Raw genomic sequence first — 18931 nt, 5'->3', positions numbered from 1 at the left:
AATTGTTGTATTTCAGCAAAAATAAGCATCTATAAAATAAGAAACTACTAAAAATTGCTGATTCGAATTGTAGAGCCGTTTATTGTAACTCTATACTCTATTGCTGGGCACTCAAAACCTTCTGTTTGAGGAGCACCTCCAAAATCTACGCTGTAAGAACTGTTATGACAAGTACAAGTTAAAAGCCTATTTTGGTAAGTCATTGGAGCAGTGCAATTGTTTCTTGGGCATAATCTATCATAAGCCACAAAATCAGTTCCATTTTTATTAAATAATAAAATACCTTTATTACCTCCAGGAAGTGGAGCAAAACCTCCAGGAGTTTGCGCGTTTATCAATTCTGGATTATTTAAATCTGTTACCAAATTTAAATTAAAAGATCGAATACAGTTCGCTAAATTTGTTGTATCAGAACAGTTTATTAGTAAAAGAAAAGAAACTAAAAGGATTATTTTTTTGGTCATATTCTAATGCTCTTTTTATAAAAACGATTGCAAGTTACAAATATTTTGTACATTTGTAATCCAATCTCATTCCTGTTATAGGTTTGAGATTTTTAGATTTAGCCCTTAAAGGGTTTTTTGCAGAAATGGTAATGTCTATTTTTTTTGTACAATTTTAATTTTTACAGAGAAATAGATATTTTTAAAACGATAGAAAATGAGCGAAATATCATATTATTCTCCTGAAGGATTAAAGAAATTGAAAGACGAATTGTATCAGTTAGAACATGTTGAGCGTCCAAGAGTTACGCAAGAAATTGCAGAGGCAAGAGATAAAGGTGATTTGAGTGAAAATGCAGAGTATCACGCAGCAAAAGAAGAGCAATCTCACTTAGAAACTAAAATTGCAAAGCTTAAAAATGTTGTTTCAAATGCACGTATTTTAGACGAAAGCCAATTAGATACTTCGAAAATATTAATACATTCTAATGTTGTAATTAAAAATGCAACAAACGGAATGAAGTTTTCATACAGATTGGTTGCAGATTCTGAAACCGATGTTAGAAATGGAAAGTTATCTGTAAACTCTCCAATAGGGAAAGGTTTATTAGGTAAAAAAGTTGGAGAAATTGCAGAAATTAAGGTGCCAAATGGAACTATGAAATTTGAAGTCTTAGAGATTTCGAGGTAAAAAAGAAGCTTGTAGTTGGCAGTTTTATGGAAGAAGTTTTAAAAATATAATTTCGGGTTTTGGCTTTGCCAAAGCCCGAATTCTTTTTATGTTTACTACCAACTAAAAAGCACCAAGCAAAACTTAATATTATGAGCATATTCACAAAAATAATTACAGGAGAAATACCAAGTTATAAAGTAGCAGAAAATGATGATTTTATTGCTTTTTTAGATATTAACCCCAATGCAAAAGGGCATACTTTAGTGGTCCCAAAAAAAGAAGAAAACAAAATTTTTGATTTATCAAAAGAAGAATATAGAAGTTTAATGGATTTCTCTTACAGAGTTGCCAAAGCTTTAGAAAAAACTGTGCTTTGTAAACGAATTGGAATGAGTGTTATTGGTTTAGAAGTGCCACATGTACATGTGCATTTAATACCTATAAATGCGATGGCTGATATGCAATTTCAGCAAAAAGTAAAGTTTACGAACGAGGAGTTTGTGAGTTTAGCAAAAAGTATTTCTGGGAATTTTGAATAGGTTTCAGATTTCTTCTTTCCCAGGAATGACAGGGAATTAAAGTTTATTCAACAAAACCTCAAAAGTAGTTCCTTTATCAATTTCAGATTTTTTTACGAATATTTTTCCTTTGTGGTAGTCTTCTACTATTCTTTTAGAAAGCGATAAACCTAATCCCCAACCACGTTTTTTAGTTGTAAAACCTGGTTTAAAAATTTGTTTAAATAATTTTTTTGACATTCCTTTTCCTGTATCAGAAACTTTAATTTTTACTTTTTTTACATCACTTGTAATGTTTAAGTTTAATTCGCCTTTTCCAAGCATTGCATCAATGGCATTTTTAATTAGGTTTTCTATTACCCAACCAAATAACTCTGTGTTTAATTGGGTATAAATTTTATCACTTTCTGATGAAAATGAAAACGAAATTTGTTTAGAACTTCGAGATTCTAAATAATCGAAAGCTTGTTTTGTAATATCTACAATATTTTCTTTTTTTAGTTCTGGAGTTGAACCAATTTTAGAAAAACGATTTGCAATAGTGTTTAATCTGTATACATCTTTTTCTATTTCTTTGATATAGGTATCATCAACTTTTTCCATCTTTAAAATAGAAATCCAACCTAATAGAGAAGATAAAGGTGTACCAATTTGATGCGCTGTTTCTTTGGCCATTCCTGTCCAAAGTTTATTGGTTTCAGCTGCTTTATTAGAACTGTAGAATAAATAAATAACACTTAAAAAAAGAACTAAAATTAAAATTAATGCTAAAGGATAATAGGTTAACTTGTTTAATAAATCTGAATCTTTGTAATAAATATATTGTTTGTTTTTTCCATCATAACTAATAACAATTGGCTCGTTTTGCTCTTTCATAATTGCCAATTGATTTTCTAAGTACTTACTATCTAAAGATTTTATGGAGTCTAAATTCTGAGTATTTAAGATAAGACCTTGTTCATCAACCAAAATCATTGGAATGCTGTTATTGTTTTCAATAACTTTTAAAGGCAAACTAACACTCGCATTTAAATCTGAATACGTTCCAATTTCTTTTTGAGCTTCCGCTAAAATTTCCATTTTAATTCTTTCTTCATTTTTAAATTTCTGAAAAAAAGTATAGGTATTCCAGAGAATTAAAGAGACAATTACAAAGGAGACAAGAATGGTAATTCTTTTAAATAAAAGTGTATTCGAAAAAAAGTTCATAAAAACAAATATAACATTTCTACTATATAACTCGTTTCAAGATTTGATAGTATATTTACGTTTGTAAAAATTATTTGTCAGTTCGAGTGAATTTACGAAGTGAAAACGAAGTAGATTAGTATCGAGAACTTCTCGATTCAATTTTCTTTGAACATCGAAAATCACTATAAATGGCAGCTTTAAAAATAAAATTATGCTTTCTATAGATCCAAAAGAAATATCAACAGGTAAATTACATGGTTATTTATTAGGTGCAATTGCTCCAAGGCCAATTGCTTTTGCCAGTACAATTGATGCTGATGGAAATCCAAATTTATCGCCTTTTTCATTTTTTAATGTGTTTGGTTCAAATCCACCAACGCTAATATTTTCGCCTGCAAGAAGAGTTAGAGATAATACTACAAAACATACTTTAGACAATGCTTTGGCAACAAGAGAAGTGGTTATAAATGTGGTAAATTATGATATTGTTCAGCAAATGTCTTTGAGTTCTACAGAGTATCCTGAAGGTGTAAACGAGTTTGAAAAAGCAGGTTTTACAATGTTACAATCAGATAAAATAAAACCTTTTAGAGTGGCAGAATCTCCTGTGCAATTTGAGTGTAAAGTTACAGATGTAATTTTTACAGGAACAGAAGGTGGAGCAGGAAATTTAATAATTTGTGAAGTTGTAAAGATTCATATTTCTGATGACGTATTAGATGATGATGGAGCTATAGATCAGCATAAAATTGATTTGGTGGCAAGAGCAGGAGGTAATTATTACTCAAGAGCAAGAGATGGTTTTTTTGAAATTCCTAAACCAGTCTCAACTTTGGGTATTGGAGTGGATGCAATTCCTTCGGAAATTCGAAATAGTAAAATTTTAACAGGTAATAATTTGGGCATGTTAGGAAACGTCGAGCAACTGCCTGCAGAAGAAACTGTTAATAACTTTGGAAAAGAACATCCACAATTTATTGGGCTAGAAAGTGCAAAAAAACATACATTTGCTCAAGAGTTTTTAAGTAAAAATGATGTAGAAAGTGCTTGGAACGTGCTTTTATTAAAATAAGAATTATGGAAGTTATAGGTAAAGTAAAATTAATTGGAGAAGTACAAAAATTTGGCTCTAATGGATTTAGAAAAAGAGAATTAGTGGTTACAACAGATGAGCAATATCCACAAATGATTATGATTGAATTTGTGCAAGACAAATGCGATTTATTAAACAGCTATAAAGTTGGGCAAGATGTAAAAGTATCTATCAATTTAAGAGGTAGAGAGTGGATAAACCCACAAGGAGAGGCTAAATATTTTAACTCTGTTCAAGGATGGAGAATCGAAAATTTAGGAAGCGCTCCAAAAGCACAAAATTTACCTCCTGTAGATCAGTTTGAGCCAGCTTCTGATATTTCTGATGAAGAGCCAGATGATTTACCATTCTAAATAATTATTTGGAAATAAAACTTTTTAGAGTCAAGAATCAACACAAAAAAAAAGAGTGCAAAATTTTAAAATTTGCACTCTTTTTTTATTCAATAAAATTCTTCTTCCTTCAGCATTTTTAAGGCTATTTTTTTTAAAACCTTAAACCTTTTTCTCTTTTTTAGGCATTGGTCCACGTAAATGAATAACCAATCCGTTTAAGAAATTGCGCAAAAATTGGTCTCCACATTCCATGTATTTTGGATGATCTTCATTTCTGAAAATAGAGCCTATTTCACTTTTTGTAACTTTAAAATCTACCAAAGCACAAATATCTATAATATCTGTATCTCTAAATTTATGAGCTACTCTTAATTTTTTGAAAATATCATTATTTGATAATGCCATATTTTTTTATTTGATAACTTAATGAACTACTTGAAAAATAGCCCAGGCGTAAATTGCGAACCTAGCAAATCGAAACAAGCCAAAGAATACCACATTTTTAAAAGGGTATTTAATCATTCCAGCAGCTAAACAAGCAATTGCAAAAGGTAAAGGTAGCAAAGCCCCTACTAAAATTAAAATGCCTCCCCATTTTTGAGCATTCTCTAGGTTTTTAGCCATTTTAACTTCTAAATATTGTCTTACAGAGTTTATTTTTAACGAAGCTTTTCCAATAAAATAAGCTAATAATCCACCTGAATAAGAGAGTGTTGCTAAAAAAGCCAAGTTTAAAATTGGTTCATCCGTTTTTTTTGTCCAAGCAATAAATATTTCTGGAGGAATTAATCCTAATAAAGTTTCGGATATAAAAAATACAATTAAAATAGAGACTCTGGAAAAAGTTTCTGTAAAATGATGTAAACCATCATTGATATTATAAACATATTTATTGAATAGAAAAATTGCTAAAATAACCCCAATAATAGGAAGTATGGCGCTTTTTAAATTTTTACCAACAAAAGCATAAAACCCAGTTCTTGCATAATAATTATGCACTAACTTTGCTTTCAGTTTTTTAGATTTTTTTCTTTTTTCTATCTTTTTTTTTGGCATTTCAAGGTTTTAAATAAAATTAAAACGGTCTGCAAAAATAGCAACAAAATACTTATTATTTAGGATGTAAATAAACATTAACTTTTTTTTTATGAAATTATTAAATTTGTTAAAATGAATTTAAAAACATGATTTGGCTTACCAATAAAATTTCCTTTCCAGATTATAAATTTACAACCAAAGATGGTATCATAGCTTTGGGAGGCGATTTGTCTGAAGAACGTTTAATGTTGGCTTACAAAAATGGAATTTTTCCTTGGTTTTCTGAAGATGATCCAATTGTATGGTATTGCCCCAAAAAAAGGATGGTTTTATTTCCAGAGGATTTAAAAGTATCGAAATCGATGCAGAAAATCATCAATAAAAATGAGTTCACAATTACAGAAAATAAAGCATTTCAAGAGGTAATTTATAATTGTAAAAATATTGATAGAAATGATGGTTTAGGCACTTGGATTACAGATGATATGGAACAAGCCTACATCAATTTACATAAAAAAGGAATTGCAAAATCTATTGAAGTTTGGCTCGATAACCAGTTGGTTGGTGGTTTGTATGGTGTAGAGATTAATGCTATTTTTTGTGGTGAAAGTATGTTTAGTAAAGTTTCGAATGCATCTAAATTGGCTTTTATTCATTTGATAAAAAGTAATAATTACAAATTAATAGACTGCCAAGTTTATAATGATCATTTAGCAACTTTAGGAGCGCAAGAAATAGATAGAGCCCAGTTTTTGGAAATTCTTAAAAATTAATCAGAACTACTCTGTGAACCACGCTTTAATTTTGGAATAAACTTCAGGATTGTTTAATAAATCTAAATGTGAATTTTCATAAGCAATCCAGGTATTTTCCTTTTTAAAATTTAAGCTTTTATTAGGATTGGAATGCTGCCCTAAAGCACTTTTTACATCAACTAAATTATCTCCAACTATTTTGGTCAACGATTTTGTTTCTTTGCCAATAGCAGCTGCTATACTGTAACTTTCAACCTTTTTTGGTAAGGGTATATTTTCTCTTTTATCTCCTTGCAATTTAAATCTATCCTGGTTTTGCCAATCTTGATCAACCAAATTTCCATACCTTAAATCTGTGATGCCCGAACTTCTTATTTTTCCTAGTCTAGCAAACGGTTTTGAATAAGGAATAGATTCTAAAATAACATCTATATAATTACCTATTTTTTCTAAAGGAGCTCCATGATGTGGGGTTCCTAAAAAAACAATTTTATTAAGATATTTTGACCAACTATTATCCTCTATATTACTGTAATAAATAGCACTTCTAGCTACCAAACCACCCATGCTGTGAGCTATAATAGTTATTTCTTGCAAAGGTACAGGCCAATTTAAAAGTAGGTTTTCTAATAAAACATTTAGTTGTTTACCATTTTCGGAAATATGAAGTCCACTATTGTAATTTAAATAAATGGGTGTTTTGTGCAATTCTTTTGCTATTGCTAAACCATGATTGTGTTCTTGTCTAGTCCATTGAAAATCGTTCATACACGAACCATGAACCATCAAAAGAATTTTACCATTTATGTTTGGAATTATTTCACATAAATTATTACAATCGAAAGAAATAGTTTTATTTAAATGTATGAATTGCATTTTAATGCTTAGAGGATTTTCTTTTTGTACTAAATAATCTCCTATTATACCATTTAAGACAGCCTGAATCGCATTATTTTTATTGTTGGGCTTTATTTCGCCTAAAAAAGGAGCCAAGTATTCTAGTGTTTTATCCAAGCCATTACCTACCAGTTTCGTACTTAATTTAATATTTTTATATGTAAAACTCGCAATCTTGGTAATAAGATGCTGAATGGGTGTTGATGGTAACAATGGAGGATGAACCACTCTTTTATGCATAGTTTCTACCAAATCTGTAACGCCTAAAGTAGCATCTACTGCTAAACTGGTAATTCCTTGTAAATAAGAAGCTCTATTCTCTTTAATTGACATTTATTTTTTTAAAATAATTAATTTTAGAACTAAAATTACATTTCTATTGGTTATAAAAAAGTTATTATTTCTAATGATTAAAAAATTATAGTTTTACTATTTTCTTGGTAATCGTTTTACCACTTTCTAAAACTACATTCAAAAAATAAATACCTTTTGCAAAGTTAGAAATATCTATTTCTTTCGAAGAATTAAAATCAGAATTGAAGTTATTTAAATGAATTATTTTAGAGGAAAGCACATTCATCAATTCCATTTTTCGAATTTTTTTATCCTCAGAAATTTCAATGTTTATTTTGTCTTTTGTTGGATTAGGAAATAACCTAACAATTTGGTTATCATCATTATTAAATGAATTTGTAAATAACGTATTTAATAAAGGTTCAATTTTAAAATAATCGATAACCATAGTATGTTCTCCAGTCCAATTAAAATCACCAGCCCAAGGCAAGTTTCTATAACCAATAATTACTTCTGACCAACCTGTAGCAATATTTGAAGTAAAAGATTCTTGTAATACTTCGTCAATAAAAAAATCTACTTGATCTTCTTTCCAATCAATTGTGTAGGTGTGAAATTCATCATCTATCAAGGAAATTCTTTTATTATCTTTATCTACAACTGGTTTTTGAGAACCTGAAAAAGGTAATGTTGTTATTTCGTCTGCATTTCTCCAGGTGTTAAACCTTGCATCTGTCCAACCATTGGGTGCATAAATTTCGTGAGGACTTGTTGGAGATTGCCCATCTTGCGCTACAACCTCTATATCAACTTCATTAAATATTGTTCCTTCTTGATGATAGGTGAAAATAAATGCAGCTAAACCACCATCAACAGCTGCGCCTTTCATTCTTACTTCAAGTCTATGATTTTCTGATACTCCACCAAAAACTAACGTTTGATATGGGTAAGTGTCGTCTGTATCATTTGTAATATCAGCATCTACAGTTATATAGGCATTTCCATCACCAGGAATAAATTTATTCCAATTTGTTTGTTCTGGATGAATGTCGTTATAAAATTTCCAATAAGCATTTTCTGGTAAATTGGAAGGATATCCTTTTTCAGTGAAATTTTCTGTATAGGTAGTCTGAGTTATTGCAGAAATGCAATAAAAAAAGAATAGTACCAATAAAAGTAATTTTGATTTCACAGAAAATAATCTATCCAATTTTAAAATTGCCATGAATTACATATCCAAATAAACGATAACACAATTTATGCTAAAAATAGTGTTTTTTATTGAGATTAAATTTAATTTACTGTTTCTTTTTAAGCATTATAAATGAGAACTTTAGTAAGTTTTTTTTCTTTACCAAAGTTGATATTTATACCTGAATGAATTTTAACAGAAAGTGTTTTTGTGTCAAATTTTGTATGGTATAAGATGCTGTTTAATTTATTATTTTCAGAAAACCATGAATTTTTAAAAAGATCAATCTAAATATCATTTTTTTACAGAGGGTCAAAAAAAAACCTGAGCTTTAAAACTCAGGATTTGTATATTGGTAATTCTTTTTAAGAAGTTTACTTTTTAGCCAATAAATCTCTAATTTCAGCTAATAAATCTTCTTGACTTGGTCCTGAAGGCGCTGCTGGATCTTCTTCTTTCTTTTTCATTTTATTGTAAGATTTTATCATCATAAACATAACAAAACCTACAATAATTAAATTAATAATAGTGTCTATCCAAGCACCATACATAATTGCATTTTCTGCAGTTGTTACTTTACCAGCAGCATCTTTTACAGCTTCAGATAAAATATATTTTTGATCTGCAAAACTTACACCACCTGTAAACATACCTACAACAGGCATTACTATATTACTTACAAAACCTTTAACAACTGCTCCAATAGCACCTGCCATAATTACTGCAACAGCAAATTCTATTACATTGCCACCTGTGATAAATTCTTTAAATTCTTTTAACATTTTAATGTGTTTTTAGTTAATTATGGCTAAAATAGAAAAATTAAATTTTAGGTATTTTATTTATTCGATAAAAGGTATAAGTCAGCCTATTAAGCTTCTTTTTTCTAAGTTATAAAGAATATACTTTTTAATAAAAAGCATAGTTAAACTAATTGTTATTTTAAAACTTTCTTAACACGTGGAGAAATGGATGTTAATGTTTCATATACAATAGTTTCAGAAACATTTGTAATATGATGAATCATTTCTTGAGTGTTAAATACAATTACTGTATCACCCTCTTTACAGTCTATTTTAGTAACATCTACCATAATCATATCCATACACACATTACCTATTATATTTGCTTTTTGATTATTGATAACAACATACCCTTTTTTATTGCCTAATTTTCTTGATAAACCATCTGCATGACCTACAGGAATTGTAGCTGACTTTGTTTGCTTGTTAGACACAAAAGCCCTGTTGTAACCAACAGTTTCTCCAGGTTCTATTAAATGAATTTGAGATATAATAGATTTTAAATTATGTGTGTTTTTAAGCTGAGCAGTTTCTTTTTCATCATTTCCAAACCCATATAAACCAATTCCAATTCTAACCATGTCAAATTGCGCCTCTGCATAATTTACAACACCAGAAGTGTTTAAAATATGCAACATAGGTTCATAGTCTAAATGTGTATAAAATTGTTTTGCTATGTATGCAAAACTATTTAGTTGATTTACGGTAAATTCTTTTTCTTCTAAATCTTCACTGGCTGCCAAATGCGAAAAAAGAGATTGTACTTTTATATGGCTTGTTTCTTTTAATTCTGATATGATTTTAGGAATATCTGTATGCCAAAAACCCAATCTGTTTAGGCCAGTATTAAATTTTAAATGAATTGGGTAATTCATTAAAAGTTTTTTATCTGCTAACTCTAAAAAGGCATTAAAAATTTTAAAGTTATACAAATTTGGTTCTAATCTAAAGTCGATAATATCTTGTAGAGTAGGTATTTGAGGATGTAAAACCAGAATAGGTGTTTTAATATTTGCTTCACGCAAAGCAATACCTTCTTGTGCATAAGCAACCGCAAAATAATCTACTTTGTCCTCTAAAAATTTTGCAACCTGCACACCATCACTACCATAGCCAAAAGCTTTTACAACTGCTAAAATTTTAGTTTTTGGCTTTAATTTTTGCTTAAAATAATTTAGGTTGTGCACTAATGCATTTCCATCAATTTCTAAAACAGTTACGTGGTTATTCATTTTTTTTTACTGAATTTATTTCAGAGTCTCTGAACTAGATTCAGAATCTTTTTTAGATAAGATTTGTTGTTTTTGAGCTTTAAAAGCTTTGTAATATGCAGCTCTGCTTAAGGGTTCGTATTCTTCAGTTTCACCCAACATTACCAATTTATCATTTTGGGCTTTTCTAAAACTATAATGTGCTAAATTCCCTGTATGTGTGCAAACTGCGTGCACTTTGGTTACATATTCTGCAGTAGCCATTAATGCTGGCATTGGCCCAAAAGGGTTTCCCTTAAAATCCATATCTAAACCAGCCACAATTACACGAATTCCTCTATTTGCTAAATCGTTGCAAACAGCCACTATTTCATCATCGAAAAATTGAGCTTCATCTATACCAACAACATCCACATTATTGGCTAATAAACGAATATTAGAAGCAACTGGAACAGGTGTTGAGCGAATTCTAGAATCGTTATGCGAAACCACTTCCTCATCATCATAACGTGTATCAATTGCAGGTTTAAAAATTTCAACATTTTGTTTGGCAAATTGAGCACGTCTTAAACGTCTAATTAATTCTTCTGTTTTACCAGAAAACATAGAACCACAAATTACTTCTATCCAACCAAATTGTTCTGTATGATTTACTGTATTTTCAAGAAACATTTTGTAATTTTAAGCGTTCTTATTATTAGACGAATTGATAAACTTTAGAGTTTAGCAAATTTATAAATATTTAGCAGTTAAAAATAATTTATTCTGAACATGATTCAGAAATAGCAACAAACAAGTTATGCACAAAAAATTAGAGTCCGATTTAATTAGTTTAGCACACAGCATTTTGCAAATGAAAAACAAAGAAAATGTGTTTTTATTGAAGCAGAAATCGAAAGAAATCTATGAAAAATTATCTGTTTTAGCGTTTGTAGAAGAATATGTAAATTCTACACCTGGTTTAAAAGAAACAAAGGCAGAGTTATTGGAAAAAGTTGAAGAAGGGTATAAAATTAAAGAAGAAATTACTTTTGATGAAATTGTTTCGCAAAGTGAAATTATAGCTGAAAAAGCCGATTCTGAGAACGAAAGTAAAGTGGAGGAAAAAGTGGTTTTTAATTTAATTGATGAACCAAAAATAGAAGAAAAACAGCTTGAAGTTTTGCCAATACAAGAGAAAGAAGAAACAAAAGTAAAAGAAGTTTTAGAACAACCCTTTGATGAGTTAGAAGAATTGATATTTTCTGAAAACAACACTGCAACTAATTTTAAGAATGATGTAAAAGATGTTGGAGCTAGAAAAACAGCCACCTTAGAAGACGAATTACAAGACACAATTTCTGTAGATATAATTGCAGATTTATTTGAGAATGCGCAACCAAAATCTTTAAATGATAAGTTTGCAAATAACATTCAAATAGGTTTAAATGATAGAATTGCATTTGTAAAACATTTGTTTGATGGCAGCCAAGAAGATTATAATAGAGTTGTCTCCCAGTTAAATTCTTTTAAATCGGATAAAGAAGCTAAAACCTTTGTCAATAAAATGATAAAACCAGATTATAATTGGTCAAAACACGAAGAATTAGAAATGCGTTTTATGGAAATAATTGAGCGCAAGTTTGCTTAAAAAAGTTTAATTGTTTAAAAGGTTAAGAGTGCAACTGTAAATGGTAGTTGGTTTTAAACTTTTAAGCAATTCAACTTTTACACAATTACACATACAAAGTGAAACCAATCCTAATTCATACACATTTTCATAAACGAAAAACTGGCGTTACTAGAAGCATAGAAAACGTGCTTCCTTTTTTTACAGATAACTTCGAAACCTATGTTTACGGCTCTAATATTAATGGAACTCATATTGCCAAATCTAAATTAAAAGCATTATTATTTTCTGATCAAAAAATAGTGGTTCATTGCCATCGAAACAACGAAATAATGCAAATGCTTTTGTATCGTTTTTTAGGGGCAAAATTTTTGTTAATTGCTACAAGACATGCAGAAACAAAACCATCTAGCTTAACTTTTTTTTTACTTAAAAAAGCAGATAAAGTAATTACTCTTATAAAAAGTATGAGTGCCAATTTAGGCATTAAAAACACCATTATTGGTCATGGAGTAAAGATTGATGAGTTTGTGCCGAATCAAAAAATGAAGTTAGAAAATATTGTACAAGAAAACATCATTTTAAATGCTGGCAGAGTTCGTAAAGCAAAGGGACAACTTGTTTTATTAGAGGCAGCAAAAGTTTTAAGAGAACATAAAAATTGGGGGCTGGTTATTGTGGGTAAAGTTGATAAACCAGAATTTTTATCAACATTAAAAATGATAGCTAAAAAATATGAAATAGAAAATCAAGTTTATTTTATAGATGAAACTAGAGATATTATTTCTTATTATCAAGCAGCAAAAATAGTAGTTGCTCCAAGTTTTTCTGAGGGTTTTTCTTTAGTTACTGCAGAAGCTATGAGCTGCGAATGTTCTGTAATAGCTACAAAAAATGTTGGTGTGCATTCAGAAATTATTACAAATAACAAAAACGGATATTTATTCGAGACTGGAAATATTGCTGAACTAGAAAAACTTTTATCAAAAAAAATAAAGGGAGAAATTCCGTTTTTAGGAAAACAAGCAAGAGCAGAAATTGTACAAAATTGGAGTGCCAAAAAAGAAGCTGAACGTTTAATGCAGATTTACAAATATGTTTAATTTTGTGAATTAAAATTTAAAATAATAATGAAAAAAATATTAGTACTATTCGCTTTTTTTATCTTTAGTTTATCAACTATAAATGCACAAAAAATTGAAATGAAAAAAGTTTTTGGCGGGTATCAATTTAAACAAAATGATAAGAATTTAACCTTAAGTCGAATGCAGGAAATTATGAAAGATAACCAAGAGGCATTTGATTTAGTAAAATCTGCAAAATCTAACCAAACTTGGGCAACAATTTTGGGTTCTGCTGGTGGAGCTTTGATTGGTTTTCCTATTGGAACTGCCATTGGTGGTGGAGATCCAGAATGGGCTTTAGCAGGAGCAGGAGCTGCTTTACTAGTAGCAACAATTCCTATTGTTAAAGGTTTTAATAAAAAAACTACGAAAGCTGTAGAATTGTATAATGCAGGTTTACCTGCAGTAAGTGGTAATTTTCAGCCAGAATTTAATCTAAATTTTAAAGGTTTAGGTATAGGTATTTCAATGAATTTTTAAAGAAAAATAGGTAATTGTAACAAAACCTTTTATGTTTCGTCTTAAAAACAAAACCAAGAAACATGAAACTACTTACCACTATTTTATTTGCACTTTTTATTTTTAATGCTGCAGCCCAAGAAACCACTTTTAATAGTTTTTATAAAAAACATAAAGAGCTATCTACTTTTTCAATCAATTTATCAGCTTCAATAGCAGGTTCATTTTTAGATGATGATGATAATGAAGACTTACAAAAACTAATAAAAAAATCTGGAGATTTTAAATTGATGGTTTTTAATAACGAAGACGAATCTGTATCTAAAGATTTTAATAAGTATTTAAAAAAGCACAATTTAAAAACAATGACACGCATAAAAAGCGACAACAGTAAAGCTGCTTTTTATATTTTAGAGAAAAATAATTTGGTAGAAGAAATTATTATTAGAACAAATAGTGAAGATGACAAATTGGTGCTATTTGGCTTAAAAACAAATTTAACTAAAGACGAGTTATCAGAAATAATTTCTAGCGTTAACAGTAAGTAAAAAATAATTAAAAGAGAAGATTTAACCAATCTTCTCTTTTAATTCTTCAATGACTTTTTTACTATTTCCTATAAAAATTTCATTATCAACAATAAATACAGGTCGTTTTAGAAATGTATACTCATTCAATAAAAACTGTCTATAATCTGTCTCAGATAAAACCTGATTTTTTAAATCCATTCCCTTATACAACTTCGCACGTTTGTTAAACAAGTCTTCATAACTGCCAGAAAGGGCATACATTTCCTCTAATTGTGTAACTGTAATATTATTAGTTTTTATTTCTTGTAGTTCAAAACCATCTGTATTGACTTCCTTTAAAATTCTTCTGCAGGTATCACAAGTTTGTAAAAAATATACTTTCTTCATTTTATATCAATTATATTTACATTTCAAAATTAAGTATAAAAATGAAAACTCACTTTGATATTTTAAGAAAATCTAGAGCATTGGTTTTAAAAGAGTTAGAAGGTTTAACTTTAGAAGATGTTCATAAAATTCCAGCTGGTTTTAAAAATAATATAGCTTGGAATGTGGCACATTTGGTGGTTACTCAGCAATTATTACATTATAAATTGTCTGGTTTAGACTGTTTATGTCCAGACGAATTAATTGAAGCTTACAGAAAAGGAACAGCGCCAACAACCAATTTAACAAAAGAAGAATTCGAAGAAGTAAAAGACTTGTTAATCGGTTTGCCAGACACTTTAGAAGAAGATTTCGAAGCAGGAATTTTCCAAAATTACACAGAATACCCAACAAGTACAGGCTTTACTTTAACGTCTATAGAAAATGCAATTCCGTTTAATAATTTTCACGAAGGCATTCATTATGGAATTATAAGAGCTATTAAAAAGTTTATTTAGAAGCTATTTCCAGCTTTCCACTATATCTTTTTGCTGAAAAAGCAAAAAGGATGTCGTTTCAATCTGGGCTACACTTTTTTGCCAACTTTTAGAGAATTAAAAAATGGTCTAAAATTTAAGAAATGAAATTCAACACCAAAACAATTCACGGTGGTCAAAAACCAGAAGAAGCTACAGGTTCTATAATGCCACCAATTTTTCAAACATCTACTTTTGCACAAGCTAGTCCAGGAAAACATAAAGGTTATGGCTATGCAAGAGGAGCAAATCCAACAAGAACTGCTTTAGAAAATAATTTTGCAGCTATAGAAAATGGCACAAATGGTTTTGCTTTTGCATCTGGAATGGCTGCCATAGATTGCGTTTTGAGATTATTAAAACCCGGTGATGAAATTATTGCAGGAGACGATTTGTATGGAGGAACCTATAGAATGTTTACGCAATTATTCCAAAAATATGGTTTAGAGTTTTGTTATGTAGATATGAATTCTGTTGAAAACGTAACCAATGCAATTACGCAAAAAACAAAGTTAATTTGGATTGAAACACCCACAAATCCATTAATGAAAATTGCAGATATTCAAGCAATTTCATTCGCAGTAAAAGACATAGATTCCAGTATTTTAATAGCTGTAGATAATACGTTTGCAACCCCATATTTGCAGCAACCTTTAAATTTAGGCGCAGATATTGTAATGCATTCTGCAACAAAATATTTAGGAGGTCATTCAGATGTAATTATGGGCTCTTTAATGGTTAAAGATGAAAAGCTGGCAAAAGATATTCATTTTATTCAGTTTGCAGCAGGAGCAATTGCTGGCCCAATGGATTCTTTTTTAGTGTTAAGAGGTATTAAAACCTTGCATATTAGAATGCAAAGACATTGTGAAAATGGGAGAGCAGTTGCTAATTTTTTATTGAACCACCCAAAAGTGGGTGCAGTTTATTATCCAGGTTTAGAGAATCATCCAAACCATGAAATTGCCAAAAAACAAATGAAAGATTTTGGTGGAATGGTTTCTTTTAGATTAAAAGACGAAAGCAAAGAAGCAACATTTAAATTTTTAGAAAACACAAAATTGTTTACGTTGGCAGAATCTTTAGGGGGTGTAGAAAGTTTGGTTAATCATCCTGTAACAATGAGTCATGCTTCTATACCAGAGTCAGAACGTTTAAAAATAGGAATTACAGATTCTTTAATACGTTTAAGTGTTGGTATTGAAGATGTAGAAGATTTATTAGCAGATTTAGAAGAGGCTTTAAATTTATAAATTTAAAAGCTTTTTTAGACTACTTGTCCTCAAATTTGGAAACAAATATTTTAGGTTTTGTTTTAATAAACCGTTTTTTTAAAATAAAATACATCAAAGCACCTAAAACAGGCACAAAAAACACAATTAACAACCAAATTTTACTACTATTCTCGTTTTTAAATCTTGTTTTTATAATATCGGATATCGCTTTAGCCCAAAATAAGAAGGTTACTAAAATTAAGATAATAAGTTGGGGTGTTTTCATGAATTTTTTTATTCGATTGTAAAGTTTTCTTCTAGATAATAATTAGCTCTTAACTCAGTACTATTAATAGCTTCGTGATAAATTATTTTTTCTGCCATTTGTTTTTTTAGATAACTACCTGTATCCCATTTGTTGTTCTTGTTGTCATCAATAATAGCTCTAATTGTATATTTTTTGGGGTCTAACAAATCGAAAACAAGTTTTGCAGAGGTAGTAATAAACCTTCTCTCTATCAGTTCGTTTTGCTTGTTTCCAGAAAGTAATTCTATGATTATATTTTTAGAATTCACATTATTTATATTAATAGTTATTCTCCCATAATCATCAATATTTTTAGTGCCAAAACTATATTTTAAACTATCGTTTTTTATGCCAAAGATATCGTTAAAAGCATCTGGTAATAAAGATAATGTATATTTTTCTTGAGGTTTTTTATCAAAGATAAAACCAATTTTATTTTCTAAGTTAGATACTAGTGCTTTGTATTTTACAACAAGTGTATCTCTATCAACTAGCGATATTTTAGTGGTGTCAATTCTAATAATTGGGTTATTAGTGTTGATGAAAAATGTATCTCTAAAGTTAATTAAACCCCTTGTGGAGGTATTTATTTCTAGCGAATCTAGCTTGTTTTTTCTAAGTTTTACTGTTAATGTATCAGAAAATTGATTGTTTTTTACAATAAAGTTTAAAGAATCTGTTTCAAATGGAGTAAACCAATAGTTTAAAGTGTCTTTATCAATCATAAATTTTGAGACACTTTTAAAATCATCGGGTACTTTAGACATTAGTTTTATTTCCATATTTTTTCCATCACCCTCAAAACCGAATTCAATTTTTCCTTTGGTAATTTCTTTTGCTCTTGCAAATTCGTAAGGTAGATTTTCTTTAAATAAAATAATGGGTTTTGTAATTATACTATCTCTTGGAAGCTTTATAGTGTCTGCAATAAAACCTATTCTGTCTGTTTTAGGATTAAAAATATAATCGTTAATGGACTCTTTTAAGGCGATTATTAAATATTTACCATCTCTAAGATTTGTAAAATTAAAATTGGTAGAATCTAAAGTATTTGTAACATAGTTTGGTTTCTTTTTAAACACAATAGAGTCGTTAAAAGAACTGTCTATTCTATACAATAGAACATTTACATTTTTAGGTGTTTCAAGCAATTCTGCTTCTTTAATAGTACCAGAAGTACTTAAGGAATCTATAAAAGCTCCTGTTGAAAATACATATTTAAAATTTTCTAATTTGTTTCCTTCATTGTTATCTTGAATGGCGTTTCCAAAATTAAAAATGTAGGTTGTATTTTGTTGTAAAGTATCTATAATTTCAATTTTAATAAATTCACTTGGTGTGCCTTGAGGAGAAATTAAAGGAGGATTTTTCATTGGTGGTGAAACTACAAACTGCTTATTTAATTCCTTTAAAGTAATGTATTCGTTAAAATTAATTTTTATTTCTTTTTTGTTAAAGTTTATACTTTTGTAGGGTGGAATGGCAGTAACAAACAAAGGAGCTTCTTCGTCTTTTGGGCCTCCATCTGGTCTTCCTGTTCTAGCGCAGTTGGCTAAAAAAGAAATTACAATTAAGAAAAATATAAGTTTGTAAAAAGTTTTCACTACAATAGTTTTAATACAAATTAACAACTAATTTGCGAATATAAAATTTATTCTGTGTACGCCATTGTTAAAATGCTAATTGTACAATTACTAGATTTCAAAAATTCTTTTGCGCAAGCTTCTAAAGTGGCACCAGATGTAATAATATCATCAATTAATAAAATGTTTTTGTTTTTAAATTTTTCTGGATTTTTAAGTAAAAACTTTGTGTCTACGTTTTTAAAACGCTCAAAACGTTCTTTAAGTGTTTGGGTTTTGGTAGCAGAAATTCTAACTAAATTGTATTCTACAAATGGTATTTCTAAATGTTCACTTAATTTTTCTCCAAATTTGGTTACTTGGTTGTAACCTCTTTCTCTAAATTTTTTAGGATGTAAAGGAACAGGAATTATATAATCTATTTTGTTAAATTCTTGATTTTCTTGCAGCATTTTGCCTATCCAATTGCCAAAAAAAACGCCAATTTCCTCATTATTTCTATATTTTAACTCTTGCATTAATTTTTGAGTTATTCCTTCTTTTCTATAAAACAATAAAGAGTACCCTTTATCAATAATTACTTTACCATAAAAAGTTTGGGTAACCTTATTGTTTTTATAATCTGTAAAATTTGTTAGCGGTAAATCGTGTCTGCAACTTGTGCAAATAGTAGTTTCATTGGTAACCAATTGTTGCTCGCAAACTGCACATAAATCCGGATAAAAAATATTGAAAAGATCTTTTAGAACTTTCATGAATT

Annotated in this window: 24 protein-coding genes; 11 read left to right on the top strand and 13 right to left on the bottom strand. The window is 29.2% G+C overall.

What is annotated here, in order from left to right; translation table 11 throughout:
- Positions 1–47: 47 nt before the first annotated feature.
- Positions 48–464, bottom strand: a complete 417-nt coding sequence (locus tag WAO74_RS08380) for a Rieske (2Fe-2S) protein (RefSeq protein WP_422161169.1) — start codon at positions 462–464, stop codon at positions 48–50.
- Positions 465–660: 196 nt separating this feature from the next.
- On the opposite strand from WAO74_RS08380, the gene greA reads away from it, so the two are divergent.
- Entirely contained in the window at positions 661–1134 is a 474-nt protein-coding gene (gene greA, locus WAO74_RS08375; protein ID WP_422161168.1) for a transcription elongation factor GreA, read from the top strand.
- A 131-nt stretch (positions 1135–1265) separates the two neighbouring features.
- Entirely contained in the window at positions 1266–1655 is a 390-nt protein-coding gene (locus WAO74_RS08370; protein ID WP_422161166.1) for an HIT family protein, read from the top strand.
- Between the two features lie 36 nt (positions 1656–1691).
- Here WAO74_RS08370 and WAO74_RS08365 read toward each other — a convergent pair whose 3' ends face one another.
- Positions 1692–2843 carry a sensor histidine kinase gene (locus WAO74_RS08365; RefSeq protein WP_422161164.1) on the bottom strand — a complete coding sequence of 384 codons (1152 nt, stop codon included), beginning with the start codon at positions 2841–2843 and terminating at the stop codon, positions 1692–1694.
- A 193-nt stretch (positions 2844–3036) separates the two neighbouring features.
- On the opposite strand from WAO74_RS08365, the gene WAO74_RS08360 reads away from it, so the two are divergent.
- Positions 3037–3897 carry a flavin reductase family protein gene (locus WAO74_RS08360; RefSeq protein ID WP_422161162.1) on the top strand — a complete coding sequence of 287 codons (861 nt, stop codon included), beginning with the start codon at positions 3037–3039 and terminating at the stop codon, positions 3895–3897.
- Between the two features lie 5 nt (positions 3898–3902).
- Positions 3903–4271 (top strand): DUF3127 domain-containing protein, encoded by a 369-nt coding sequence (locus WAO74_RS08355; protein WP_422161160.1) that lies wholly within the window; start codon positions 3903–3905, stop codon positions 4269–4271.
- A gap of 141 nt (positions 4272–4412) precedes the next feature.
- On the opposite strand, the gene WAO74_RS08350 is transcribed toward WAO74_RS08355, so the two are convergent.
- Both WAO74_RS08350 and WAO74_RS08345 read right to left on the bottom strand, forming a co-directional pair.
- A complete protein-coding gene (locus tag WAO74_RS08350; protein ID WP_422161159.1) occupies positions 4413–4658 on the bottom strand; it encodes a DUF1456 family protein in 246 nt (81 codons plus the stop codon).
- A gap of 18 nt (positions 4659–4676) precedes the next feature.
- The gene (locus tag WAO74_RS08345; protein WP_422161157.1) at positions 4677–5309 is read right to left on the bottom strand and encodes a YqaA family protein; all 633 of its coding nucleotides are present in this window, start codon (positions 5307–5309) and stop codon (positions 4677–4679) included.
- A 128-nt stretch (positions 5310–5437) separates the two neighbouring features.
- On the opposite strand from WAO74_RS08345, the gene aat reads away from it, so the two are divergent.
- A complete protein-coding gene (gene aat, locus WAO74_RS08340) occupies positions 5438–6064 on the top strand; it encodes a leucyl/phenylalanyl-tRNA--protein transferase (protein WP_422161155.1) in 627 nt (208 codons plus the stop codon).
- A gap of 6 nt (positions 6065–6070) precedes the next feature.
- Here aat and WAO74_RS08335 read toward each other — a convergent pair whose 3' ends face one another.
- The 5 genes from WAO74_RS08335 to WAO74_RS08315 form a co-directional block, all read right to left on the bottom strand.
- Entirely contained in the window at positions 6071–7276 is a 1206-nt protein-coding gene (locus tag WAO74_RS08335; protein ID WP_422161153.1) for a lipase family alpha/beta hydrolase, read from the bottom strand.
- A gap of 85 nt (positions 7277–7361) precedes the next feature.
- Positions 7362–8462 (bottom strand): T9SS type A sorting domain-containing protein, encoded by a 1101-nt coding sequence (locus WAO74_RS08330; protein ID WP_422161151.1) that lies wholly within the window; start codon positions 8460–8462, stop codon positions 7362–7364.
- A 341-nt stretch (positions 8463–8803) separates the two neighbouring features.
- A complete protein-coding gene (gene mscL, locus WAO74_RS08325) occupies positions 8804–9211 on the bottom strand; it encodes a large conductance mechanosensitive channel protein MscL (protein ID WP_422161149.1) in 408 nt (135 codons plus the stop codon).
- Positions 9212–9366: 155 nt separating this feature from the next.
- On the bottom strand, positions 9367–10464 hold the full coding sequence (gene alr, locus WAO74_RS08320) for an alanine racemase (RefSeq protein ID WP_422161148.1): 1098 nt from the start codon (positions 10462–10464) through the stop codon (positions 9367–9369).
- 15 nt (positions 10465–10479) lie between these two features.
- Complete coding sequence (locus WAO74_RS08315; protein WP_422161146.1) at positions 10480–11115, bottom strand: thymidine kinase; 636 nt, start codon at positions 11113–11115, stop codon at positions 10480–10482.
- Positions 11116–11242: 127 nt separating this feature from the next.
- Between WAO74_RS08315 and WAO74_RS08310 the strand changes: the two genes are divergently transcribed.
- From WAO74_RS08310 to WAO74_RS08295, 4 genes are all read left to right on the top strand, one after another.
- Positions 11243–12073 (top strand): hypothetical protein, encoded by an 831-nt coding sequence (locus WAO74_RS08310; RefSeq protein ID WP_422161144.1) that lies wholly within the window; start codon positions 11243–11245, stop codon positions 12071–12073.
- Between the two features lie 98 nt (positions 12074–12171).
- Entirely contained in the window at positions 12172–13155 is a 984-nt protein-coding gene (locus WAO74_RS08305) for a glycosyltransferase family 4 protein (RefSeq protein WP_422161142.1), read from the top strand.
- A gap of 27 nt (positions 13156–13182) precedes the next feature.
- On the top strand, positions 13183–13656 hold the full coding sequence (locus WAO74_RS08300) for a hypothetical protein (RefSeq protein WP_422161140.1): 474 nt from the start codon (positions 13183–13185) through the stop codon (positions 13654–13656).
- Between the two features lie 62 nt (positions 13657–13718).
- Positions 13719–14183, top strand: coding sequence for a DUF4252 domain-containing protein (locus WAO74_RS08295; protein ID WP_422161139.1), 465 nt, complete (start codon positions 13719–13721; stop codon positions 14181–14183).
- A 21-nt stretch (positions 14184–14204) separates the two neighbouring features.
- Here the strand turns inward: WAO74_RS08295 and WAO74_RS08290 are convergent, their stop codons facing one another.
- Entirely contained in the window at positions 14205–14552 is a 348-nt protein-coding gene (locus tag WAO74_RS08290; RefSeq protein WP_422161138.1) for an arsenate reductase family protein, read from the bottom strand.
- Between the two features lie 41 nt (positions 14553–14593).
- Between WAO74_RS08290 and WAO74_RS08285 the strand changes: the two genes are divergently transcribed.
- Complete coding sequence (locus tag WAO74_RS08285; RefSeq protein WP_422161136.1) at positions 14594–15049, top strand: DinB family protein; 456 nt, start codon at positions 14594–14596, stop codon at positions 15047–15049.
- A gap of 122 nt (positions 15050–15171) precedes the next feature.
- Positions 15172–16320, top strand: coding sequence for a cystathionine gamma-synthase (locus WAO74_RS08280; RefSeq protein ID WP_422161135.1), 1149 nt, complete (start codon positions 15172–15174; stop codon positions 16318–16320).
- A gap of 19 nt (positions 16321–16339) precedes the next feature.
- Here WAO74_RS08280 and WAO74_RS08275 read toward each other — a convergent pair whose 3' ends face one another.
- From WAO74_RS08275 to WAO74_RS08265, 3 genes are read right to left on the bottom strand one after another with little or no spacing between them, the layout of a single operon-like run.
- A complete protein-coding gene (locus WAO74_RS08275) occupies positions 16340–16567 on the bottom strand; it encodes a PLDc N-terminal domain-containing protein (protein WP_422161134.1) in 228 nt (75 codons plus the stop codon).
- Between the two features lie 8 nt (positions 16568–16575).
- Entirely contained in the window at positions 16576–18192 is a 1617-nt protein-coding gene (locus tag WAO74_RS08270; protein WP_422161132.1) for an Ig-like domain-containing protein, read from the bottom strand.
- 47 nt (positions 18193–18239) lie between these two features.
- Entirely contained in the window at positions 18240–18926 is a 687-nt protein-coding gene (locus WAO74_RS08265) for a ComF family protein (RefSeq protein ID WP_422161131.1), read from the bottom strand.
- Positions 18927–18931 lie beyond the last annotated feature (5 nt).

It is taken from the genome of Polaribacter sp., assembly GCF_049276715.1.
Taxonomy (GTDB): Bacteria; Bacteroidota; Bacteroidia; order Flavobacteriales; family Flavobacteriaceae; genus Polaribacter.
The sequence above is the reverse complement of the archived record's forward strand: the minus strand, read 5'-3'. Positions and strand labels throughout refer to the sequence as shown.